The 24,272-nt window shown below is 47.3% G+C and carries 19 protein-coding genes and 1 other annotated feature; of the genes, 8 read left to right on the top strand and 11 right to left on the bottom strand.

The genetic code is table 11. The annotated features are described in order from the left end of the window. Positions 1 to 3 precede the first annotated feature (3 nt). From sppA to ezrA, 6 genes are all read right to left on the bottom strand, one after another. Positions 4 to 1,017, bottom strand: a complete 1,014-nt coding sequence (gene sppA, locus DIJ65_RS13130; RefSeq protein ID WP_117302966.1) for a signal peptide peptidase SppA — start codon at positions 1,015 to 1,017, stop codon at positions 4 to 6. A gap of 54 nt (positions 1,018 to 1,071) precedes the next feature. After that, positions 1,072 to 2,007, bottom strand: a complete 936-nt coding sequence (gene rarD, locus DIJ65_RS13125) for an EamA family transporter RarD (protein WP_117302964.1) — start codon at positions 2,005 to 2,007, stop codon at positions 1,072 to 1,074. Positions 2,008 to 2,358: 351 nt separating this feature from the next. Further along, the gene (gene mbcS, locus DIJ65_RS13120; RefSeq protein ID WP_117302962.1) at positions 2,359 to 3,930 is read right to left on the bottom strand and encodes an acyl-CoA synthetase MbcS; all 1,572 of its coding nucleotides are present in this window, start codon (positions 3,928 to 3,930) and stop codon (positions 2,359 to 2,361) included. 106 nt (positions 3,931 to 4,036) lie between these two features. Next, positions 4,037 to 5,239: a tRNA uracil 4-sulfurtransferase ThiI gene (gene thiI, locus DIJ65_RS13115; protein ID WP_117302960.1), complete on the bottom strand. Its 1,203-nt coding sequence runs from the start codon at positions 5,237 to 5,239 to the stop codon at positions 4,037 to 4,039. Next, positions 5,229 to 6,347 (bottom strand): cysteine desulfurase family protein, encoded by a 1,119-nt coding sequence (locus tag DIJ65_RS13110; RefSeq protein ID WP_117302959.1) that lies wholly within the window; start codon positions 6,345 to 6,347, stop codon positions 5,229 to 5,231. The genes thiI and DIJ65_RS13110 overlap by 11 nt, the downstream gene beginning before the upstream one ends. A 135-nt stretch (positions 6,348 to 6,482) precedes the next feature. Further along, positions 6,483 to 8,186: a septation ring formation regulator EzrA gene (ezrA, locus tag DIJ65_RS13105; protein WP_117302957.1), complete on the bottom strand. Its 1,704-nt coding sequence runs from the start codon at positions 8,184 to 8,186 to the stop codon at positions 6,483 to 6,485. A gap of 153 nt (positions 8,187 to 8,339) precedes the next feature. Between ezrA and hisJ the strand changes: the two genes are divergently transcribed. Further along, complete coding sequence (gene hisJ / locus DIJ65_RS13100) at positions 8,340 to 9,146, top strand: histidinol-phosphatase HisJ (RefSeq protein ID WP_117302955.1); 807 nt, start codon at positions 8,340 to 8,342, stop codon at positions 9,144 to 9,146. Between the two features lie 13 nt (positions 9,147 to 9,159). Further along, complete coding sequence (locus DIJ65_RS13095) at positions 9,160 to 9,639, top strand: GAF domain-containing protein (RefSeq protein ID WP_117302953.1); 480 nt, start codon at positions 9,160 to 9,162, stop codon at positions 9,637 to 9,639. A 111-nt stretch (positions 9,640 to 9,750) separates the two neighbouring features. Here the strand turns inward: DIJ65_RS13095 and megL are convergent, their stop codons facing one another. Continuing rightward, a complete protein-coding gene (megL, locus tag DIJ65_RS13090) occupies positions 9,751 to 10,965 on the bottom strand; it encodes a methionine gamma-lyase (RefSeq protein WP_117302951.1) in 1,215 nt (404 codons plus the stop codon). Between the two features lie 363 nt (positions 10,966 to 11,328). Here megL and rpsD point away from each other — a divergent pair, with 363 nt between their 5' ends. Together rpsD and DIJ65_RS13080 are read left to right on the top strand one after the other, a co-directional pair. Further along, the gene (gene rpsD, locus DIJ65_RS13085) at positions 11,329 to 11,931 is read left to right on the top strand and encodes a 30S ribosomal protein S4 (RefSeq protein WP_117302950.1); all 603 of its coding nucleotides are present in this window, start codon (positions 11,329 to 11,331) and stop codon (positions 11,929 to 11,931) included. Between the two features lie 121 nt (positions 11,932 to 12,052). Beyond that, complete coding sequence (locus tag DIJ65_RS13080; protein ID WP_117302948.1) at positions 12,053 to 12,850, top strand: cobalamin-binding protein; 798 nt, start codon at positions 12,053 to 12,055, stop codon at positions 12,848 to 12,850. Between the two features lie 91 nt (positions 12,851 to 12,941). Here the strand turns inward: DIJ65_RS13080 and DIJ65_RS13075 are convergent, their stop codons facing one another. After that, positions 12,942 to 13,484: a general stress protein gene (locus DIJ65_RS13075; protein WP_117302946.1), complete on the bottom strand. Its 543-nt coding sequence runs from the start codon at positions 13,482 to 13,484 to the stop codon at positions 12,942 to 12,944. Positions 13,485 to 13,630: 146 nt separating this feature from the next. Continuing rightward, positions 13,631 to 14,899, bottom strand: a complete 1,269-nt coding sequence (tyrS, locus tag DIJ65_RS13070; RefSeq protein ID WP_117302945.1) for a tyrosine--tRNA ligase — start codon at positions 14,897 to 14,899, stop codon at positions 13,631 to 13,633. Positions 14,900 to 15,013: 114 nt separating this feature from the next. Then, positions 15,014 to 15,206 (bottom strand) — a binding site (T-box leader). A gap of 105 nt (positions 15,207 to 15,311) precedes the next feature. Here tyrS and DIJ65_RS13065 point away from each other — a divergent pair. Beyond that, positions 15,312 to 18,386 (top strand): transglycosylase domain-containing protein, encoded by a 3,075-nt coding sequence (locus DIJ65_RS13065; RefSeq protein WP_117302943.1) that lies wholly within the window; start codon positions 15,312 to 15,314, stop codon positions 18,384 to 18,386. A 100-nt stretch (positions 18,387 to 18,486) separates the two neighbouring features. Here DIJ65_RS13065 and acsA read toward each other — a convergent pair whose 3' ends face one another. Then, a complete protein-coding gene (acsA, locus tag DIJ65_RS13060) occupies positions 18,487 to 20,205 on the bottom strand; it encodes an acetate--CoA ligase (RefSeq protein ID WP_117303004.1) in 1,719 nt (572 codons plus the stop codon). A 170-nt stretch (positions 20,206 to 20,375) separates the two neighbouring features. Here acsA and DIJ65_RS13055 point away from each other — a divergent pair, with 170 nt between their 5' ends. From DIJ65_RS13055 to DIJ65_RS13045, 3 genes are read left to right on the top strand one after another with little or no spacing between them, the layout of a single operon-like run. After that, positions 20,376 to 21,008 carry a GNAT family N-acetyltransferase gene (locus DIJ65_RS13055; RefSeq protein ID WP_117302941.1) on the top strand — a complete coding sequence of 211 codons (633 nt, stop codon included), beginning with the start codon at positions 20,376 to 20,378 and terminating at the stop codon, positions 21,006 to 21,008. Between the two features lie 18 nt (positions 21,009 to 21,026). Beyond that, a complete protein-coding gene (locus tag DIJ65_RS13050) occupies positions 21,027 to 21,671 on the top strand; it encodes an acetoin utilization AcuB family protein (RefSeq protein ID WP_117302939.1) in 645 nt (214 codons plus the stop codon). After that, positions 21,641 to 22,831 (top strand): acetoin utilization protein AcuC, encoded by a 1,191-nt coding sequence (locus tag DIJ65_RS13045; protein ID WP_185959555.1) that lies wholly within the window; start codon positions 21,641 to 21,643, stop codon positions 22,829 to 22,831. Before DIJ65_RS13050 ends, DIJ65_RS13045 begins: the two co-directional genes overlap by 31 nt. Positions 22,832 to 22,906: 75 nt before the next feature. Here the strand turns inward: DIJ65_RS13045 and ccpA are convergent, their stop codons facing one another. Further along, positions 22,907 to 23,908 carry a catabolite control protein A gene (ccpA, locus tag DIJ65_RS13040; protein WP_117302938.1) on the bottom strand — a complete coding sequence of 334 codons (1,002 nt, stop codon included), beginning with the start codon at positions 23,906 to 23,908 and terminating at the stop codon, positions 22,907 to 22,909. Between the last annotated feature and the right edge of the window lie 364 nt (positions 23,909 to 24,272).

Raw genomic sequence — 24,272 nt, 5'->3', positions numbered from 1 at the left:
TCCTTATTTGTCACCGTATAAATACATCATGCGCGGCGAACTGTATTCAGTCATCAGCTTCGTCAGCATTTGCGTTTCAATATCATTTCCGAATAACGATTGAACTTTCACAGCAAAAAGTGAACCCCAACTTTCGGATGTTCCATATTTAAAAACCTGGGCATTCGACAAGTCGAAGTCGGCACGGAGTTGGGCAATGACATCTTCTTCATAGCCGAAATCATCTGCCAGATTCGCCTCAACTGCCTGACGGCCATTCATGATGCGGCCATCAGCGACAGCCAGCACTTCGTCTTCGGGCATGTCACGCCCTTCTACAATGATATCCACAAATCTCTGATAGGAATCGTCCAGCATTTCTTCCAATAACGCGCGTTCTTCTTCCGTCATGTCCCTTGTAGGGCTCATGATATCTTTATAAGGGCCTGATTTGATCGTTACAAAATCAACCCCGTATCGTTCTGCAAGTTCGCCATAATTGACGCTTTGCATGATGACACCAATCGACCCTGTCAAAGTTTCCTTGTTAACAAATATTTTATCCGCTGGTGCAGCAATATAGTAACCGCCTGAAGCTGCAATGGCACCCATAGAGACATAGAACGGCTTGCCTGTTTCTTCCTGGATTTCAGTAATTTCGTCGTAAATCTCTGCCGACTCGACCACTCCGCCTCCAGGCGAGTTGACCTTCAGCATTACCGCTTTGACTGTGTCATCTTCTTTTATTTGCTCCAGCTGCTCCATGAAAAATTCATGATTATAGCCTGTTGCGCCGAACAGCGGAGATGCTTCTCCCGTATCCTGTATGGCGCCTTCAACTTCCAAAACTGCTATGCGTGATACAGCGCTCCCTTGCTCGATGACCGTCTCGTCAATCTGTGCAGTCTCCAAAGTCATCAAATCCGAAAAATCACTGACAAAATCATTTTGGAACATCGCAAAGACCGAGTTGATCACCAATGACACCATAAGCACCGCCCCTGCTATAAGCAACGCGATCCATCTTTTTGTGTTCATGAAAAATTGCCCCCTTTTTTTATTCTTACTATACGATCCACCCATAAAAATGTTTCATTGTTTTGCGCTGTAGGCAATCGGATTTTTCACTTTTTCCCTTCGAATCTTGCGGGCTTCCGACACTTTTGAGGCTGTGAACAGGATCAGCGCCACCCAAATGAATGAAAATGAAATCAGGCTGATCCGGTTGAATTCCTCTCCGTACATGAGCACTCCTATAATAAGCATCATTGTAGGCGCTATATATTGAAGGAAACCGATCATATACATCGGAATGAGCGGTGCACCGGTTGCAAACAATACCAGCGGCAACGCTGTAACAGCCCCGCTCAGGATCAGCAGCCAGTCAGTTTCCGCATTGACCGTCGTAAACGACACCCGATCGATGGCAAACAGGTAAATGTAAAATGCAGTTGCGATCGGCAGGACAAAAAGTGTTTCAAGTGCAAGCCCGCGCAATGCATTCAATTTGATCATTTTTTTGATCAGCCCGTAAAACGCAAAGCTGAGTGCCATGCCGGCTGCCATCCAGGGAAATGTCCCATACGACACCGTGAGGATTGCGACACCGATGGCTGCAAGGACAAACGCAAATTTAATGGCGGGTGTCAGTTTCTCTTTCAGAAAGAACACACCGAGCAGCATCGATACCAATGGATTGATGTAATACGCCAAACTCGTTTCAACAATCCGGTCGTTGGTCACCGCATAAATGTAAAGGAACCAGTTCAGCGTAATCAGATAGGACGCAAGCATCAGGGTGAAAAATGCTTTCTTTGATTTCCAGAGGCTTTTCAGATCGGCTAAAAGATTTTTATGCCCCCCGATGGCAAAGATGAAGGCCACGGTTATCCAGAAAGCCCAAAAAATTCGCGCTGCCAGTATTTCATCACTTGGAACGTGCCCAAGCTGCTTCCAGTAAATCGGAAGGACTCCCCACATCGCGTAAGTCAGTATCGTAAAAATTATTCCTTTTTTCTCATCCGCCATATTCAGTACGCACCATTCTGTTATTATTTTGCAAAACGAAACATTATTCAATTATAGGCTCCCGACTAGGGGAAGGCAATATTAAAAGCAGCCTGGAGAAAGGCTGCTTTAGCTTGTTGAGAAAGAATGATGCTGCTGATCGATATTCCGCAAATCAGCTTCGAAGACAGTAGACGTGTCCTGCACGGATACTGTCTTTGCGACGAAGTGCGCAGCACTGCAGGAGCACGATTTTAAGGCTGCTCCTGCATCGGGTTTCCGCAGCGACTAAGGAAGCTCAGGCCACTCCCCGCGGAAAGCGTTCCCCAAAGCACAATGATTGTAAAAATCACCAGTCAATCGGATGCTCTTTTACTTTTTCATTTCCTTCTGCCGGAGTTCGATGCGGCGGATTTTGCCGGATGCGGTTTTCGGCAATTGCTCCAGGAATTCAATGGCCCGCGGGTATTTATAGGGAGCCGTCAATTCCTTTACATGGTTCTGCAGGTCCTTCACCAGTTCCTCTGTCGGTTCAGTGCCTGGAACCAACACGACAAATGCCTTTACAATGGTTCCGCGGATCTCATCCGGCGATCCGACAACGGCGCATTCCTGCACCGCGGGATGTTTCACCAATGCATCCTCCACTTCGAATGGCCCGATCGTATAGCCGGAAGAAATGATGATGTCATCGCCGCGACCCTCAAACCAGAAATAACCGTCGTCATCCTTCGAGGCCTTGTCTCCGGTAATGTAATAATCGCCGCGGAATTGCATTTTCGTGCGTTCATCGTCTTTATGATAACCCTTAAACAATGCCGGAGTCTCCGAGTGGACAGCGATATCACCGACTTCCCCCGGTGGGCACGGCTGCCCGAACTCATTGACAATCTCCACTTTGTTGCCCGGCGTCGGTTTGCCCATGGAACCGATACGGATTTCCATTCCTTTCATGACTCCAACGAGCAGCGTGTTTTCTGTCTGGCCGTAGCCATCTCTGACTTCCAATCCGAAATGTTCCTTGAATACATTGATGACTTCCGCATTGAGCGGTTCCCCGGCGGACACAGCGCTGTGAAGTGCGGACAGATCAAAAGTCGACAGGTTTTTCTGTTTCGCCATCAGGCGGTATTCTGTCGGCGTACAGCAAAGCACATTGATCCCTTTCGCTTCCAGGATCTGCAAATACTTTTCCGGATCAAATTTCCCGTTATAAACATAGCCGGTTGCTCCGCTTCCCAATGTTGCGAGGAACGGGCTCCAGATCCATTTTTGCCACCCGGGACTGGCCGTTGCCCACACCAGGTCATCTTCTTCCACACCCAGCCAGTGCTCAGCAGACGTCCGCAAATGGGCATATGCCCAGCCGTGGCTGTGCACCGCTCCTTTGGGATTGCCAGTGGTCCCCGATGTATAGGACAGGAACGCCATATCATCGCTGTGAGTCGCCGCTTTTTCGTATAATTCGGATGCCGACTCCATTTCCTTTGTCAGGGAAATCCACGAACTGTCCGAATTTCCGATAACGAATTTCACCACACGGTCCATTTCCGGCACTTCACTGAATTGATCCATAAAGGGTTCGTAGGCGATCACCGCTTTGGCACCGCTGTGATTCAACCGGTAGGAAATATCCTTCGCCCGAAGCATTTCTGAGCTGGGGATTACGGTAAGCCCTGCTTTTAAAGCTCCAATATAGGATACATAGGCTTCAATCAGCCTCGGCACCATGACGAGCACGACATCCCCTTTTTGGAGACCCGCCTTTTCAAAACTATTGGCGGCTTTGTTCGCCAGCCCCATCAATTCATCATATGTGACAGTTTTCGAATCGCCTCCGTCGTCCTCCCAGACGATGGCTTTTTTCCCTTCCCCGTTTGCAAATTTCTCGATTTCATCCACCAGATTGTAATTTTTCGGAGCCAATAATGCTTCCCGATCCATGTTGAAACCTCCTCTATGTATTAGCTGTATTCGTTCATTATTGTACCGCAATAATTTTATTATTCAAAATAATTAAAGAAAAATAAAGGCCGCCTTTTGGCAGCCTTTACAATAATTCGTCAAATTCGTTTATTTTGGCTCTTGGAAATTTGATGACTTCCCGTTTTTCGACCGCTTCCTGAATCAGCTCGTCGAAAGAAACGAATCCCTCATAATATTCCACTTTTTCCAGCTTTGGTTTTGTTTTCGGATTTGCCGGAGTGAATATGGTGCAGCAATCTTCATAGGGGCGCACCGAAATGTCATGCGTGCCGATTTGCATGGCTGTATCGATTATCTCCAACTTATCTGTTGCTATCAATGGACGCAGGACAGGTGTAGTGGTCACTGCATTGATTGCATGCAGGCTCTCGAGTGTCTGGCTCGCCACCTGCCCAAGGCTTTCACCGGTGATGATCGCTTTGCATCCAGTTTCTTCCAATACACCATCCGCTACCCGCATCATCATGCGCCGTGTTGAAGTCATCGTGATATTGTCGGGAACCTGTTTATGGACTTCCTGCTGCAGTTTGGTAAAGGGAATGATGTGCAAATTGACCGATGAACCAAATTCACTCAGCTTTTGCGCCAAATCAAAAACTTTTTCTTTTGCCCGGTCATTCGTAAAGGGCGGACTGAAGAAATGGATCAATTCCAGCCGGACGCCTCTTTTCAGCATATGAAAACCTGCGACTGGGCTGTCGAGACCTCCCGACAGCATCAGCAGCGCTTTGCCTCCTGCTCCGATCGGCAAACCACCTGCGCCCTGTATGACTTCAGCCGTCATATACGCAGCTTTGTCCCGGATCTCCACTTTCAAATCGATTTCCGGATTCTTCATCTGAACCAACAGTCCGGGAAACGCCCGCAGAACATGGGAACCGATGCCGTGGAGAATTTCGGGTTTTTGAAGCTCGAAATCTTTATTGGCGCGTCTGACAGTAACCTTGAAACTTTTGCCTTCCGTATCCATTTTGCCTATTAAAGTTTCAGCCGCCGACTTCATCGCTTCCAGCGACAATTCCGTCTCCGTAACCGGGCTGAATGATTGGATGCCAAACACTTTCGGAAGCCGGGAGATAACTTGTTCCATATCCTCTTCGCTGTCGGAATTGATGAACATCCGGTCGCGTTCCGCTTTTATCTGCAGCTTGCCCAGATCACTGAATGTATGGTGGATATTGTCACGAAGCCTGCCGATAAATGAACTTCTGTTTTTACCTTTTGTCGAAAGCTCGCCGTATCTGACGAGAATTTGATTAGTTTTCATTATTTCGAACTCCTTTGATTATCCGGTGGACCTTTTTGAAAGCACGTTGGAAATCTGTAATATTTTGTTGCGTGGTAAATGCGCCGAAACTGATCCGGATCACACCTTCTCTGAATACAGGAGGCAGATTCAGCGCTTCTATGACATGGCTCGTCTCCGTATTTTTTGATGAACAGGCACTTGATGTGGAAACAAACACTGCTTCATCCTGCAGTCCCGAAACCAGAACTTCCCCTTTCGCTCCCCTGAGGGCAACAGAAAGGATATGCGGTGCGGCATTGTCGGGGCTGACAATCATGATGTCGTCAAAAGAACCGAAAAATTCCCGCAGGTTCCTGTTCCATTCTGCGAACAGCGGATTCGGCTGCGCCAGGCGAAGCGCTTTCGCCAATGCAGCCGCTTGGGGAACCGCAACCGTACCGCTGCGATATCCCGATTCCTGGCCGCCGCCGAACAGAATCGCTCCGGGCTGGACCTTATTGAACGCCAGGACGCCGCTGCCCTTCAAACCATGGATTTTATGTGCGGACATCGTCAGTAAATCCGGCATGGAATCCGTGTCCAGCGGGACTTTTCCGATGCTCTGGACAGCGTCTGTGTGAAGCAGGGCGCGCGTACCGCCCAGAATTTTTTTGATTTCCGCAATCGGATGGACTGCCCCTGTCTCGTTGTTGATATGCATTAATGTCACAAGAATCGTATCGCTTCTCACGCTGTTCTTCAACTCATTTAAATCAATCTGTCCGAACTTATCCACTGCCAGCCGGGTGACTTCAAAGCCTCTGCGTTCCAGTTCTTCCAATGGTTTCAATACGGATGCATGTTCCGTTACAGCGGATACGACGTGACGGCCGCGGGAACGGTAAGCATCGGCTGTGCCCAGAATCGCCAGGTTATTCGATTCAGTGCCTCCGGATGTAAAGACAATTTGGTCCATCTTCAGCAATTGTGAGATTTGCCGGCGCGCAGATTCCAGCAGTTTCTCAGCCTCATTGCCAATTTTATGAAGGGACGCCGGATTGCCAAAATACTCTTCGCTTGCCTTGAGAAATGTTGCCAGGATTTCTTTATGCGGTTTTGTTGTTGCACTGTTATCGAGATAGATCATAATATTGCCTCCAAAAGAAAACCACCAGCAGGAGAGCTGGTGGTTTCAAATTTTTACTGGTTGAGAAATTATAACCTTCAGCGTCTGGAAACTCTTGCTGAAAAGGTTTTCAGACTCCGGGCCCCGCCGCTTTATTTATACTCGCCAAGCGTCTTCTTTTACAAATACTTCAATCCGTTTCATCGATCCCGGCTCAAAGCTTTCGACTGCAGTAGCAGCCTCTTCAAGCGCTTTTGAATAGCGGAGCTGGCGGAATGATTCCTCAGCCTCAATCAATTTCTGGTTCATTTGTGGATTTGTTTTGCGGTACCGGTTGCCGTACTGGATAATGCGTTCGATCAAGTGGACATTCTCCACCATTTCAACCGATTTTTCCTCCACTTCTTCAATGGAGCGCTCCGCTTTCAACAAATAATTATCCACTAATTTCATATTCAGCGGCACTTCCTGCAAGCCCTGCATCGCTACAAACAAGTTTTCTTCCGCTTCTTCAAGCCTGACATCCATTTCCTCAGGAATTCCCGGAATGTTTGCTTTGTGGAGCATCCGGTCAGTTTCCTGCAGTTTCCTTTTCAGAATTTCGAGTCTTGCGCGTGCTTCGTGTTCATCGGTCCGCAGGCTTTTCAGTGACTCGAAGAAACCTTCCTGTGTAGCATTGATCGTTTCCAATTCAGCCCTGATTTCACTCAACTCTTGGTGAAGGCTGGAATAGGCGGATCGATCTTCCTGCGTCCGGGAATGCAGCATGTCAAAACGCTTCTGAAGCTCTTCCAGCGATTCCAGGCAGTTTTTTGGAATTTTGGCTTCCTGTTCCGGGATCTTATAGCTTCGCTGCACGACAGCGCATTCATCAGACATTTCCCTGGTTTCTGCAGTGACTTTTTCCAGCATGTCAGCAGTGGAATTTTTATGCTGATCAACGTAATGTTTCGATTCGACTTCTTTTTCAAGAAGTTCATAAAACAGCTCTACTTTTTCTTTCATTTCTTCAACAGCTGCTTTCGGTTCATCAATAGTAAGATTGATGACCTGCTCTTTTGCAATTTCGAGGTCTTTTTCCATTGCATCAAGTTGAACTGAAATTTCAAGGTGCTCCAGATAATAGCTTTGGGACTCCATTTCGCGGATGCCGCTCCGAAGTTCGTTTATATAGGAAGGTATTTTGGATTGGATGTCTGCAAGCAATGGCGGTATGACTTCAATAAGTCTGAAGATATGCTTGCCTTCGCCCGACAGGCTGATGACGATTTCCCGGGCTTTCAAATAATTCCCTTGCGCCGTCAACTCATCATATTCCTCGAACAGCGGTGTGAAAGTTTCGAGCTTCTTCTCGAGAGGTTCAGCAGCCGCGCCATAAGAATACTGGTGTGCCAGCAGTGTTTTGCGTGCCTGGCGGTATTGATCCCTGAGAAGATCCATTTCATTGCGGTTCTTCTCATCACTGCCGATCAATTCTTCCAATTCTATGAGGATCTCATTCATCTGTTGGTCGACTTCAGTGATCTTTTCTTCCGCCTCATTTTCTGAAGCTGAAGCTTTTCCGAAATTGAAACGGTCGATCGCATCTTCTGCATCAAACAGCAGACCGTCAATTTTCGGAATATGTACATCCATGACTTCGGTCCAGTTCGAACGCCAGCGCTCAAACATTTCTTCAGTTTGGCCGTTCATATTCAATTGTTTCACCTTTGTCAGTTCTTCCAATATCGGTTTGTTTTGTATTTGCAGTTTTAACTGTTCCAAGCGTTCAATTTCCGCGTGATGCTTCTTTCGAAACATAAAGCCGACGATAATTACCGCTAATAGAATGATGACCGCAATGATGATATACTTCACCATAAGCCATATAGCCCCCTGTTCAAAATCACATTTCCAGCTCGATAAATTTAAAATCCTAGATTCTTCTATTTTAGCATGTAATGGACTCTTTTGTTCGCGAAAATAAAATAAATAGCATAAAAATTTTCATTTTAATCGAAAGCGGGTTTTTCCATGAAAAGAGATGCGCACATCCATTCCCCCTATTGCCCTCACGGTACAAAAGATGCCCTGAGTGCCTATGTTGAAAAAGCGATAATTTCAGGTTTTACAGATATCAGTTTCACAGAGCACGCTCCCCTCCCGCCTTCCTTTGAAGATACGACGCCTGACCAGGACAGCGGGATGGACTTACCGACACTGGCCGCTTACCTTGATGCGGTCGAGCGGGTAAAAGAGTCATACAAACAAGATATCACCATCCGAACCGGTCTCGAGGTCGACTATGTCGAGGGCTACGAAGAAGAGACCCGTGCATTTCTCGATGAAATCGGTCCACGGCTGGATGATGCGATTTTATCCGTCCACTTTCTGAAAATTGGTGACCGCTACTTTTGCATAGACTTCAGCGAAGAGGTATTTATGGAAGCAGCCCGGCTGGCAGGGTCGACCAAAAAACTTTATGACCGCTATTATGACGCAGTCGAAGCATCGGTGACAGCTGATCTTGGCGTATACAAACCCATGCGCATCGGCCACCCGACATTGATACACAAATTCCAGCTCCACCACGGCGATAAGATTGATGATCACATCCGCATTGAAAGGCTGTTCCGGACTATAGCCAAACAGGGATACGAGATTGATATGAACGGAGCCGGCTTCTCCAAAGCCGGTTGCCTGGAATCCTATCCGCCGGCCGCTTACCTTCCTTATGCTAAATCGCTGGGCATCCCTTTGGTATTCGGTTCGGACGCCCACAATGTTCAGGGCTTGCACAAGCATTATGAAAAATTTTATAATGAATCCACTCCAAAATGAAATGAGGGTCTCCATGTTTACTCAAACAGATTACAGTGGAACGCGCGCTGAACAATATTCAATGCTCGGCAAGCAGCTCGATGCCCTGCTCACAGGGGAAACAAACCGAGTTGCGAATTTAAGCAACGCCGCCGCCTTGCTTAACCAATTTTTGGAACGCATCAATTGGGCTGGTTTTTACCTGATGGAAGAAGGCGAATTGGTCCTGGGCCCCTTCCAGGGACTTCCCGCCTGTGTTCGCATCCAAGTCGGACGCGGTGTCTGTGGAACCGCAGTCTCTGAAAAAAAGACCATGCTTGTTGAAGATGTCCATCAATTCCCGGGACATATCGCATGTGACGCAGCTTCACGTTCGGAGATCGTCATTCCGCTGATTCAGGACGGCGAGGTGCTTGGCGTCCTCGATATCGACAGCCCTGAACTCAGCCGCTTTACAGAAGAAGACCAGGAAGGCCTCGAAGCTTTCACAGAAATTTTAATGCGCCATATATAAAATAGAAGCCGGAAACTCTATCCATGAGTTTCCGGCTTCTATTCATTTCATGAGGGTTTCGCTATTACATCCGCAGGAACAACTGATTGTCGTTTCTTTAGAGATTCGAATTTAAATTTCCTGCAGTTTCGCTTCCGGCGCAACTTTCTTAAATGCTCCAGCCAGGTCGGCAATAATGTCTTCAGATGCTTCCAATCCGATTGACAACCGCAGCAGTGAATCCGAAATTCCCATGGCCTGTCTTGAAGACTCAGGCACGACGGCGTGGGTCATTGAAGCCGGGTGCTGAATCAGCGTTTCCGCGTCACCGAGGCTCACTGCGATTTTGATCAGGGACAAAGCATTCATGAATTTCTGCGCTTCCCGCTTGCCTCCAGCAAGTTCAAATGAAATCAAACCGCCGCCTTTTGCCATTTGTTTTTGCGCCAGACTGTATTGCGGGTGGCTGGCGTCCATTGGATAGAAGATTTTCTTCACTTCTGGCTGCTGCTGCAAAAACTGCAGAACTTTTTGGGCGTTGTCAATATGCCGGTCCATTCTGACATGCAGCGTTTTAAGGCCCCTCAGGAGGAGCCAGGCATCAAATGGAGACATGATTCCCCCAACGTCTTTCTGTACAGTCATCCGCAGGTGCTGCATTTCTTCGCCGTCTTTTCCGACTAAAATCCCCCCGATGACATCTCCGTGGCCATTCAGGTATTTCGTTGCGCTGTGAAGAACGAAGTCTGCACCCATTTTCAACGGATTCTGAAGGTACGGTGAACAGAATGTATTGTCGACCACCACACGGATTCCGTGTTTCCTGGCAACTTTAACCACTGCCTCCAAATTGACGAGTTCCATTGTCGGATTGATCGGGGTCTCGACGTAAATGCACACCGTCGAAGGTTTAATGGCCGCTTCGATTTCTTCTTCCGTGGTCATTGAAACCAGATCATGTGTGATGTTGTACTTTTCTTCCATAATCTCCAGAAGTCCGAATGTGCAGCCATAAATACCGCGTGAACAAAGTACATGGTCATTCGCTTTTGTCAGGTAGATCAGGATTGCACTTACCGAAGCCATACCTGATCCGAATGCCAATGCCCCTTCACCGTATTCGATTTCAGCCATACGCTCCTCAAGCACCCGAACTGTGGGATTGCCCAGGCGCGAATAAATGTTTCCTTCCGTGTTTCCGGCAAACCGGTTTTCCCCTTCTTCTGCTGTGGCAAATGAAAATGTTGATGTCTGATAAAGCGGCGTCGATAAACTGTCATGATGCTTCGAACTGTCATATCCTTTGTGAATCACCGCAGTTTCCATACTCATTTTTGGTTTCTCCATTATTCACACCCCTTATCCATATATAGAAAGCGCTTACATTATTCAGCTTCATTCTACCGCGTATATCAAAAAAAGAAAAGCCCCCTTTCCTGACGATAATTTTTCAATTGACTTTGTTCCATGAAATCGGTTATACTATGCTTTGTGTAAAATAATCGCAGCAGTTGTATGTGCCTGCTCGCCCATTTTGTTCCTCTGATGAAAAGCGGAAGCCCCTTTGTGGTGCTGAAGCGCAGACTGATGAGGTGTATCGTGTAACTCTTGGCTGCTGAGCGAAGATACAGGAATATAAAATGGCTTGCAGCATGAGTACATCTGGTTTTTATTTTACTCTAAAAACCAAAAACAGAGGAGGAGACTTATATGTCTCGTTATACAGGTCCAGCATGGAAACTGTCCCGCCGTTTGGGAATTTCCCTTTCAGGAACAGGTAAAGAATTGGAAAAACGCCCTTACGCACCAGGTCAGCACGGTGCCAACCAGCGCAGAAAAGTTTCTGAGTATGGTTTGCAACTTCAAGAAAAACAAAAACTTCGTTTCATGTTCGGAGTAACTGAACGCCAATTTAAAAACCTATTCAACAAATCCGGCAAAATGCCAGGTAAACATGGTGAAAACTTCATGATCTTGCTTGAAGCACGCCTTGATAACGTTGTTTATCGTTTAGGTCTTGCGCGCACTCGCCGCCAGGCTCGCCAATTGGTAAACCACGGACACATCCTTGTTGATGGTAAACGCCTTGACATCCCGTCTTACAGCGTAAAACCAGGACAAACGATCACTTTCCGTGAAAAATCAACCAACCTTGACATCGTCAACGAAGCAATCGAAGTGAACAGCTTTGTTCCTGAGTACGTTTCAATCGACGCTGACCAAAAAGAAGGTACGCTTGTACGCTACCCGGAACGCAGCGAATTGTCTGCTGAAATCAACGAGCAATTGATCGTTGAGTACTACTCACGTTAATCTTACGATTTCAAAACCCCAAACCGGACCTCCGGTTTGGGGTTTTTCTGTTGAGCTGCAGCCGGTTTTCCGGGAAGAGCTTTCTTCTTTATGCTAAACTGATGAAAATGGAGGTGCAGCAATGAGAATCATATCAATTTGTCCGAGTAATACGGAATTATTGGCTTTTTTGGGAGCTGAAAAAATGCTGGTCGGCATTGATGATTTTTCCGATTGGCCAAAAGAAATCACCCATTTGCCAAAGCTTGGACCGGATCTTTCAATCCGCATGGATGAGCTCGAGCTCTTGGAGCCCGATCTTGTGCTGGCGTCGTTAAGTGTGCCGGGCATGGAAAAAAATGTGGAAGAGCTGAAAAAAAGGAATATTCCCCATATGATTTTGAATCCTCAAAGTCTTTATGATATTGGCCAGGACTTGTTGGCTGTCGGCGAAGCATGTGGAGTCGATGCACTTTCTGCCTACGCTGCCTATACTTCAGCCATCAACGACATCAAATCCCGTTCTGCAAATGTCGAAAGCCATCCATCACTCTATTGGGAATGGTGGCCAAAACCGATCTTCACCCCGGGCAAAATCAATTGGCTGACTGAAATCAGCAATATCACCGGTGCACGAAACCTTTTCGATGATATCGATTCGGCCAATGTCCAAACCGATTGGCCGGATATTCTGCGCCGCGATCCGGATTATATTCTTCTTGCGTGGGTCGGTATCATGACAGATAAAGTGAAACCGGAACTGGTCCGCAAGCGACCGGGCTATGAAACAATGAAGGCTGCCGGAAAAATTCATATTATGGAAGAAGAATTGTATTGCCGCCCTTCCCCCCGCCTGGTGGAAGGAGCCATCAAGCTTGGCAAGATTCTTCATCCTGAACAATTCAATTCCATGGAGACGCCTGCCTTCTTAAAGCGCTGACATAACGGCTGCCCCAAAATTCATTTTTTCTTTCCAAACAAAAAGCAACGCCTTCAAAAGAAGGCGTTGCTTTTTTGTTACTGTTTTCTTATTACAGCTTTCTTGTCCCTCTTATACCGCCTGTTCCACGCTCATCACCGATTAACGGATCATCGGAAGCATCGGAAGTAAAACGGTCCCGGTCGTTATGATCGGGAATATGGATCGTTTCATCCTCAACGAGCACCAGGATTTCCCCTTCGTTGAAGCGGTTTTCATAATCCTTCGCTTCATCTTCCGGAATACCCATGCCAATCAAAGCTCCTGCCAGGCCACCGACACCTGCGCCCGCTGCAGCTCCTGTCAACCCGGCCACAATCGGGCCGGCAGCCACAATCGGGCCGATTCCCGGAATCGCCAATGCTCCGATCCCTGCAAGCACTCCGCCAAGTCCGCCAAGGGCACCACCAGCCAATGCGCCTGTTGCAGCACCTTCGCCGGCATGCGTGCCTGTTTCTTCAGTTACGTTTCTTGTTTCTTCTTCGTTTTTTCCCAACACTGATATGTCTTCGGATTGGTGACCTTGTCTTTTCAAGTCCTCAATCGCTTCAATTGCCTCTTTTTCTGTTTTGTAAGAACCTACTACTTTTGACATTATTACGCCTCCTTAGATTTGTAAGTCAATTGAAAAGGTGCACAGTTAAAAGTTACCCTTTGAATAATGGATTAAACATTTTTGACTGCGAAACCCTCTTCAAAGGCCCACAGAGCAAGGGGAGAAGCTATATTACATCAAAAAAATCAGGCCTGAAACTGTACCATATGGTATTTCTTTTTGCCCCGGCGAATAATCGAAAATGCATCTTCGAGGCGGTCTTTTTCATCCATGATGTAATCCAGATCTGTTACTTTTTCACCGTTGACCGAGATGGCGCCATTCGTGATATCTTCCCTTGCCTGGCGTTTCGAAGGCGAAATTCCCGCTTCTACAATCAGCTCCACAATGGACTTTGGCTGGCGTTCCATTTCAATAGAAGGAACATCCTTGAATGCAGCTTTCATTTCGCTTGCGGTCAATGCTTTCAGGTCTCCACTGAATAAAGCTTTCGTTATGCGCAAGGCATCCTCCAAAGCGGACTCCCCGTGAATCAGCTTGGTCATTTCTTCCGCCAGCACTTTCTGTGCTTTCCGGAGATGGGCTTCTGTTTCAACCGACTGTTCCAGTTCTTCTATTTCTTCCCGGCTGATAAAGGTGAAGATTTTCAGGTATTTTATGACATCAGCATCCGAAGCGTTGATCCAGAACTGGTAGAACTCGTAAGGAGATGTTTTTTTCGCGTCAAGCCAAACCGATCCACCGGCGGATTTCCCGAATTTTGTGCCGTCTGCTTTGGTGACAAGTGGAATGGTAATCCCATATGCTTTCGTTTCTTCTTCATGTGTCTTACGGATTACTTCCAAGCCTGAAGTGATATTCCCCCATTGGTCTGAACCGCCGACCTGGACACGGCAATTGTAGTTATCGAATAGATGGTTGAAATCGATTGCCTGGATAAGGGTATAGGAGAACTCGGTAAACGAGATGCCGGTTTCCAGGCGGGACGCCACTGAATCCTTGGCAAGCATGTAGTTTACCGAGATCAACTTGCCGTAATCGCGCAGGAATTCGATGACACTCATTGCACCGATCCAATCCCGGTTGTTGACCATCCGGGCTCCATTCTCGGTTTGGAAATCGAAAATCTGCTGCATTTGAACTTTGATGCCTTCCACATTGCGGTCGATCTGTTCAGTCGTCTGCAGCTGGCGTTCTTCGTTGCGGCCCGAAGGATCACCGATCATTCCTGTGGCTCCGCCCACCAGCAGGATCGGCCTGTGTCCGTGCAACTGAAAACGGCGCAGCGTCAGAAGCGGCACGATATGGCCGATATGCATGCTGTCGGCTGTAGGGTCGACACCGCAGTACAGGGATATTTTTTCTTTCTCCAATAACTCCGTAAGTCCTTCTTCATCGGTTTGCTGGTACAACAACCCTCTCCATTTAAGATCTTCCAATAATTCATTCGACATTCCAATTCCTCCTCGAGTACAATTACTTTAGACTGACACCACAGGTTCTTCATCGAGTGCTCCGGAGTGGCCTGTTTCCCCGGGGCAAATAAAAAAGCCCCTGCATGTCAGACATGCAGGGACGCAATTGCGCGGTACCACCCAGCTTGAAGGAATAAATGATCCTTCCACCTCAATTGTGCCAAACGCGGCACATCCGTAAACTCCAAACCTGTAATTCAGCTGCTGCATTTTTACCGGTTTACACCAACCACCGGCTCTCTTTGAAAAATCACAGTTCCTACTTCGGGTTCTTCACAGTTTTAATATTAAAATATACTAGTAGTGTACTTTATTATTCCGGATTGTCAATATCTTAGTCGACAATATAAGAATATGCTATAATATAAAAAGATTTTAGGGGGTTGATGATGTGCGCGAACGATTAAGTTATTGGCAGAAGAAATCTGAAGACACATACAATAAATGGAGATCAACGAAATGGGCGAAAGCCTTGAATATCACGACCGGCGTCTTTTGGAATCTTGCAATCCTGCTTGCGATTATTCTTGTGGTCGGCGGCGTTTTTGCTGCATCTGTAGGCGCAGGGTATTTCGCATCTCTTGTAGACGAAGAAAAACTGCGCACCGAAAGTGAAATGCGTGGGGAAATTTATGCCTACGAGGAAACTTCGGAGATATTTTTCGCAAATGACCAGTATCTTGGGAAATTGAGAACTGATCTGGAACGCGAAGAAACGAATCTTGACAAAGTTTCCGATTACGCGATTAACGCGGTTCTTGCTACAGAGGATGAATATTTTGAAGAACACGAAGGCATAGTTCCAAAGGCAATCTTCAGGGGCCTTTTCCAGGACGTGTCGAATGCAGACAACCAAACCGGCGGTTCTACGCTGACACAGCAGCTTATCAAAAATCAGGTGCTGACAAATGAAGTATCTTATGAGCGTAAAGCGAAAGAGATCCTGTTGGCAATGCGCCTTGAAAAGTTCATGAAGAAAGAAGAAATTTTGGAAGCATATCTTAACATCATACCTTATGGCAGAAATTCAGCCGGAACGAATATTGCCGGCATCGAAACTGCAGCAAACGGAATTTTCAATGTACCGGCAAGTGAGTTGAATCTTCCACAGGCGGCATTTATCGCCGGCGTACCGAAAGCGCCTTTCCGCTATACACCTTATTCATCCGGTGGCGGGCTGAAGGAACCGGAGTATTTGGAATTTGGAATCGACCGGATGCGAACAGTGCTTTACCGCATGCTGGAAACTGAATATATTACGCAGGAAGAATATGATGCAGCACTGGCTTATAATATTACCCAGGATTTCAGGACTGATGAAACCCGTTCTTATGAAAGATATCCGCATATTACAACCGAAGTGGAGAAACGGGCTACCCGCATCATCATGGACGTTCTTGCAGAAGAAGCCGGAATCGATCCGGCAACTTTGAATGAGAACGATAAGCTTTATGAGGAATATGAGATTTTGGCAGACCGGGCCGTTCGTTCCAGAGGCTACCGGATTCATTCCAGCATTGATAAAGAGCTTTACGAAGCTCAGCAAAAAGCCAAAGATGCTTATGAATCCTATGGACCGACTTTGACCAAAAAAATTGTCAATCAGGAAGGCCAGGAAGAAGAAGTTCCGATGCCAGTCCAGGTTGGTTCCACGACAATTGAAAATGACACCGGCCGTATATTAAGCTTTGTCGGCGGCCGTGACCACGATTTATCCAATTTCAATTATGCATCGCAGGCCTACCGCTCCATCGGTTCGACGGCAAAACCGTTGCTGGTTTATGCTCCGGCCATCGAGTACGGCAAAATCGGTGCCGGCAGCCCAGTGGTCGATGTGAAATTTGAAATAATCGACAATGACGGCGAACCTTGGGGACCGAGTAATTTTATCGCCTCAAGTGAACAGGGCATCATGCCGGCGCGTGATGCTTTAGCGCAATCTCAAAACTTACCGGCCGTGCGCCTTTTCGCACAAATCCAAAGCCAGATGCCGATCGATTACTTATTGAAAAACGGCTTAACTGCTGTCGATGAATCGGACAATGGGAATGTTACTGCCGCTCTCGGAGCAGGAGTTGAAGCATCTACCGAAGAAATTGCGAATGCCTATGCTACATTCGCAAATGGCGGAACTTTTGCTAAAGCATCCATGATTGACCGTATTGAAGATGCTGAAGGCAATATTGTCTTTGAACACAAAATTGAAACGGAAGAAGTCTATACACCTCAGTCTTCATATATTATTACGGACATGATGCGCGATGTCTTTGAAGGTGAGCGTGGAACAGCGAACCGCGCAAACAACCTATTGAAATTCAATTCGGATTTTGCCGGCAAAACCGGTACTTCACAGGAAACACGTGATGTGTGGCTGGTTGGCTACAATCCGAATGTCACCATGAGTGTTTGGCTTGGGTATGACCAGGAGAGAAGCTCTCTGGATATCATGCGAAACAGCACACTGGCACCATCAACACGCGTCAACCAGGTATGGGCGACGTTAATGAACGCATCATACGACGTTAATCCTGAGTTTTTTGGCACGGAAGAAAAATTCAAATCACCTGAAGGCGTCGTCAGCCGCTCATTCTGCGGCATTTCGGGCCTTGCTCCAAGTGATGGCTGTTCCGGAGATGGCCTTGTCAGATCCGACTTGTTCAATGCCAATGTAATGGTGCCGAATAAAGCGGACGACAGCCTTACTACCGGTAAATATACAACAATCGACGGCAGCCGTTACGCTGCACTTTCTTCGACACCGGAAGAATTTGTTTCCGGCGGCGGAGTCGGCGTTTCGGAAGATTTCATCGACCGGATGCTCGCACCGTTCGGCGGGGACGCCAGCAAATTATTCCCGCAGGATTCACGATTTTCTAACGTTGTTTCATCGACAAGCTTTGATGCCGATGATTCAGCACCATCGCCTGTACGGGCTACACTGGATGGCAACAAGCTCAGCTGGAGCGACTCGGCTTCAAATGATGTGATCGGCTATCGCGTATACAGAAATAACGGCGGAGCCAAATCGAAAGTTGCCACCATCTCTGAATCGGTCGCCAATTCTTATACAGTTTCAGGACCTGGAAACTACTATGTGGTTGCCGTCGATATTACAGGCAGGGAATCAGCCAATTCCAATGCTGCAACGATCGAAGCACCTGAACCGGAACCAGAACCTGAGCCGGAGCCGGAGCCAAGAGAAGAAGAGAATAATGATACACCTGCGCCACCACCGGAAACTCCACCAGCTACCGAACCGGAGGAACCTGAAGAGCCGGAAGAGCCGGTTGATCCACCATCCGAACCGGAAGAACCTGAAGATCCTCCTGCGGAACCAACAGATCCGCCTGACGAGCCTGTAGATCCTCCGGAAGAACCGGAGGATCCTGAGGAAACAGTAGAACCTGCAGCAACTCGTGAACCTGAAGGAACGGACGATTCAGAGGAAACGGATGACGCAGCATAACGTGTAAAAAGATCCGGACCATTAGAATTGGTCCGGATCTTTTAAATTCCCATAAAAAAGGACAGCGGAGATTTTCCCCGCTGTCCTTTTTGCTTTACCATCAGTCTTCCATAGTCGACAGATCGCCTGTCGGCAGATCCAATTCCCATGCTTTAAGAACACGGCGCATTATTTTACCGCTTCGCGTTTTTGGAAGTTTGTCCTTGAATTCAATTTCTTTTGGAGCTGCATGGGCAGCAAGGCCTTTCTTGACAAATTGCTGAATGTCCCGAGTCAGTTCCTCGGACGGCTCATAACCTTCCACAAGAGCCACAAAAGCTTTGATGATTTCTCCCCGCACTGGATCCGGTTTTCCGATAACTCCCGCCTCAGCTACAGCTGGATGCTCCAACAGTTTGCTTTCGACTTCAAACGGTCCTACCCGCTCTCCGGAAGTCATGATGACATCGTCGACGCGCCCCTGGAACCAGTAATACCCTTCTTCATCTTTATATGCGGAATCCCCGGAAACATACCATTTATCCTTCAGGAAATAGGATTCAAATTTTTGGGGATTGTTCCAGATTTGGCGCATCATCGAAGGCCACCCTTTTTCAATCGCCAAATTGCCCATCTGGTTTGCAGGAAGCTCGTTGCCATGGTCATCGACAATGGCAACTTTGATCCCAGGGATCGGCTTGCCCATTGAACCTGGTTTGATGGCCATAGCGGGATAATTACAGATGACCTGTGCACCGGTTTCCGTCATCCACCACGTATCGTGGATTCGTCGCTTAAATACCTGCGCTCCCCATCTGATCACTTCGGGATTGAGGGGTTCTCCAACAGACAGCACATGGCGCAAAGTAGAGAGGTCATATTCTTCCACTAACGCATCCCCTGCCCCCATCAGCATGCGGAATGCGGTAGGTGCGCTGTACCAGACAGTTACGCCGTAATCTTCAATGGCTTTATACCAGCCTTCGGGTGAAAAACGGCCGCCGATAATGACGGTGGTCGTGCCGTTCAGCCACGGCGCAAATACGCCATAGGATGTTCCGGTAACCCAACCCGGATCTGCTGTACACCAGTATATATCCTGTTCATTGAAATCGAGCACCCATTTTGCAGTCTGGAGATGCTGGACCATAGCATATTGTGCATGCAGAACCCCTTTGGGTTTGCCTGTTGAGCCTGATGTATAATGCAGGACCAGTCCGTCCTCTTTATCGAGCCATTCCACTTCAAAGCTGTCAGGGCAATTCGGAAGATGTTTCAAAACGTCAACCGTATGATTATCTTCCTCAATATCTTCTCCAACCAGGAACACCGTCTTTAAGTTCGGCAACTTATCGAAAGGGATCCGAGATAAGAGCTCCGGTGTCGTAATGATCGCTTTCGCATCGCTGTCGTCGAGGCGGTCATAAATCGCCCCTTCCATGAAGGCTTCGAACAACGGTCCTACAATCAGCCCCATTTTCAAAGCACCGAACATCGCAAAATAAAGTTCAGGGGAACGTGGCATGAAAATAAACATCCGATCGCCTTTTTCCAGATCGGAATGGGATTTCAGCATGTTCGCCGCCCGGTTGGTCATCCGCTTCATCTCGTAAAAAGTATAAGACTCTTTTCTGTTGGAATCCATGTAATACAGGGCCACTTTATTTTTCCGGTCTGACTCGGCATGGCGGTCGATGGCTTCGTGAGCCATATTGACTTTACCTGTCTCGTACCAGCTGAATTCCTTCTCAGCTTCTTTCCAGTCAAATCCAGATGCAATTTCATCGTAATTATGTAAATTGAAATTCCCTGGCACTGCTGGCAATGATTCCACTTTCATCCAAATCATCCTTTCCATTCTTATCTCTTTTTTATTCTACCTCAGCCGATGTCAGAATTGCCAACTTTTTTAACTTTTTAGAAAATAGAGAGCGCTTTCAAAGAGAATAGCCAAGTGCTGGTTATTTCATGTATAATGTAGCTAATTGCAAACTTACAGGCGGTGAAATAATGGAACACAAGAAAACCTACAATGCTATGGAACTTAAAACAAAGCACGGCAGGATCGTCATCGAAGGTCCTGTTCCCTCCCACGAACTGGAGTCACTCGATTTCCATGAAGACCTGATCGCATTCCGTCCTGCAGACCAGCAGCACAAAGCCGTCATTGGAATAGCTGATTTGCCCGAAGGACGCATCCTCATTGCACGGGACAATAACACCATCGTAGGATATGTCACATTCCTTTACCCCGATCCGCTCGAACGATGGTCAGAAGGAAATATGGAGAACCTGATCGAACTTGGTGCAATCGAAGTGATTCCGAAGTTCAGGGGCAGCGGCGTCGGCAAAGCCTTATTGAAAACTTCGATGATGGATGATGCATTAGAAGATTTCATCGTCATCACGACTGAATATTACTGGCACTGGGATTTGAAAGGCACCGGACTCAATGTCTGGGAATACCGTAAAATCATGGAGAAAATGATGCAGGCCGGCGGTCTTGAATATTATGCGACCGACGAACCCGAAATCAGTTCACACCCTGCAAATTGCCTGATGGCGAAAATAGGCAAACGCGTGGACCGGGAATCGGTGCAGCAGTTCGATCAATTGCGTTTTAAACACAGGTATATGTATTAACCAAAAGGGGTGTTTGTTTTGCTATTGGAAGAAATCATGAAAACCGAAGTTCACACATTAACTCCCGAACAGACTGTGCAGGATGTCATTGATTTATTTGAGAAAGCCAGAATCCGACATGCCCCGGTTACGGATCAAGGAAAAGTCGTCGGCGTCGTCACCGACCGGGATTTGAAAGACGCGCTTCCCTCCCGTTTTACCATTTCACCGAAAGATGCACCCTACCAGAAAAAAGTGGAAGAAATCATGACCAAAAATCCAGTGACAGCCCATCCAATGGACTTTGTCGAAGAGATTGCCATGGTTTTTTATGAACAGCACATCGGCTGTCTGCCTGTCGTCAGTGGCGGCGAGCTTGTCGGATTCATCACCGAAACGGATCTCTTATATACCTTTATCGAATTGACCGGCACCCATCAGCCCGGCTCACAAATCGAGATTCGCGTACATGATCGTTCCGGTGTTCTGCTGGAAGTGTCAGAGGTTTTCTATCGCCATAATATCAATGTGCTCAGTGTGCTGGTCTATCCGGACAGAAGCATAAAGGAAAACAAGATTCTCGTTTTCAGGGTCCAGACAATGAACCCTCTGGCACTCATTAACGACTTACGTAAAGAAGGTTTTGATGTCTTATGGCCAAACATGCCGCAAATCAACGAATAAAACATGCTGTCTTCGTATATTCCGAGGATCAGCTGGGCTACAAATTTTCTGAGACCCATCCCTTCAATCAAAAGCGCCTCGTGCTGACGGTCGATCTGCTTCGTGAAATGGGTGCGCTGCCGGATGATTTGATCGTTCCCGCCCGTATTGCGACTGATGAAGAATTATTGCTGGCACATGACCAGCGTTATATCGATGTCGTCAAAAAAGCGGGCAAAGGGGAAATTACACCAGCCGCCGGTGAGAGCTATGGCATCGGTACAGAAGATACCCCGATTTTCGAAAATATGCACGAAGCCAGCGCACGTCTGGTAGGGGGAACGTTGACAGCTGTGGATTACGTTATGCAAGGCAAAGCACAGCATGCTCTGAATCTGGGTGGGGGCCTTCACCACGGATTCCGTGGAAAAGCTTCCGGATTTTGTATATATAACGACAGCTCAGTCGCCATCAATTATCTGAAAGAGAAATACGGAGCCCGTGTCCTTTATATTGATACAGATGCCCACCATGGTGACGGTGTCCAATGGAGTTTCTACGACGATCCTGATGTCTGCACGGTATCGATCCATGAAACAGGGCGCTACCTCTTCCCGGGAACCGGAAACATCAATGAACGGGGTAATGGACAGGGTTACGGAACATCATTCAACTTTCCAATTGACGCATTTACCGAAGACGAATCTTTTCTTGAAATCTACCGTACATCGATGAAGGAAATCATGGAACATTTCAAACCCGATGTCATCCTGTCGCAGAATGGCGCCGATGCCCATTACCTGGATCCGTTAACCCATCTCTATGGAACAATGAACATCTTCCGGGAAATTCCGAAAATCGCACACGAACTCGCCCATGAGTATTGTGGCGGCAAATGGATCGCAGTTGGAGGCGGCGGCTATGATATCTGGCGCGTCGTCCCCCGTGCCTGGTCCTACCTCTGGATGGAAATGAACAATTTCCCGATCCCTTCCGGCAAGCTGCCGCAGAATTGGCTGAACAAATGGCAGCCTGAAGCACCTGTTGCACTGATCGAGACCTGGGAAGATCCGCAGAACATGTATGACCCCATTCCCCGGAAAGAAGAAATCACCGACAAAAATTTCCAAATTATGGAAAAGTCACTTTATATCATACGCCACACTCAGAAAAATCTTTAAGAAATTCAAAAAGCTGCCCCGGAAAAACTCCGGTGCAGCTTTTTTGTCTCTACTTTGTCTCTATATAAGTTGAACTTACTCTTCATTTTTCGTTGAGTGACGCTCTTCGATGCGGTAAGGAAGGATGACCTGATTCTCGCTGATGTCTTCCTTGTTCATGTATTTTGTCAGCAGTCGCATCGATACCGCCCCGATATCGTATAAAGGCAATGCCACCGATGTCAGCGTTGGACGGGCCATCCGTGCAAGTTTGGAATTTTCATAACTGATGATTTCCACTTCTTCCGGAATCTGCTGGCCGTTTTCCTCCACTTGATGGATGACCCCAATTGACATTTCATCATTGCTTACGAAATAAGCGGTAGGTTTTTGCGGTTTCAACTCCATAACTGCTTCCATGCCCTCGTCATAGGAATTATTGCACTCGATGACAAGCTCCGGCTTAAACTCGATGTCTGCATCTTCCAATGCCTCCCGATAAGCCTTCATTTTGTAATCCCTGTTGATTTTGGAAGTTAACGGGCCGGAAATGAAGGCAATGGTTTTATGGCCATTGTCGGTCAATTTTTTCACAGCTTCATAAGCAGCTCCATAATAATCGATGTTTACGGAGGCAATCTTACCTGTCTCCTCTATTGATCCTGCCAGCACAATCGGAGTTGGTGAACGTTCCAATTCATGAAGCAGTTCAGATGTAATTACATCGCTCATGAAAACTATGCCGTCCACTTGTTTGCCCAGCATCGTCTCAAGAAGCTGCAACTCCTTGTTTTCGTTCTGATCTGAATTACTTAAAATAATGTTATACCGATACATCGTTGCAATATCTTCGATACCCCTTGCAAGTTCTGCATAAGTGCTGTTGGAAATATCCGGGATGATGACACCGACCGTAGTGGTCTTTTTGCTGGCGAGGCCGCGCGCCACTGCATTCGGACGATAGCCAAGCTCTTCAATCACTTTTAATACTTTTTTTCTTGTAGCCGGCTTGACGTTCTGGTTTCCATTTACTACCCGCGACACTGTCGCCATGGAAACGTTCGCTTCCCGTGCCACATCATAAATTGTTACGGTCATGTAAGCGCCCTCTTCCTTTTTCTTCAATCATACGACAGTAAGTTTATGTATATCAACTAAAAAGAAAAGCGACAGCGCCCGTTAAGCTCTGAAAGGCATAAGACAGAACAGCGTAGTGGCGCTCCGCCACGCAGCTGGGCTGGCTTATGACCCGAAGAGCTGGGCCGCTGGAGTCTGGACAACGATTCCCTTTTCCAAAGCTAATATAAAACTAAAAAGTTCTATACTTCCTTTTCTTCAATCGAGTAGGAGGGAGCGATTAACTCCCGACCTCTCACACCACCGTACGTACCGTTCGGTATACGGCGGTTCAATTAAGATGCATAACGCAAAGTTTCATAACGTGCTACCAGACTTTTGAGCC

Origin of the sequence: Planococcus salinarum, assembly GCF_007004625.1 — a bacterium.
Taxonomy (GTDB): Bacteria; Bacillota; Bacilli; order Bacillales_A; family Planococcaceae; genus Planococcus; species Planococcus salinarum.
Note: the sequence above shows the minus strand (reverse complement) of the source record. Positions and strands in the feature narration are given on the sequence as shown.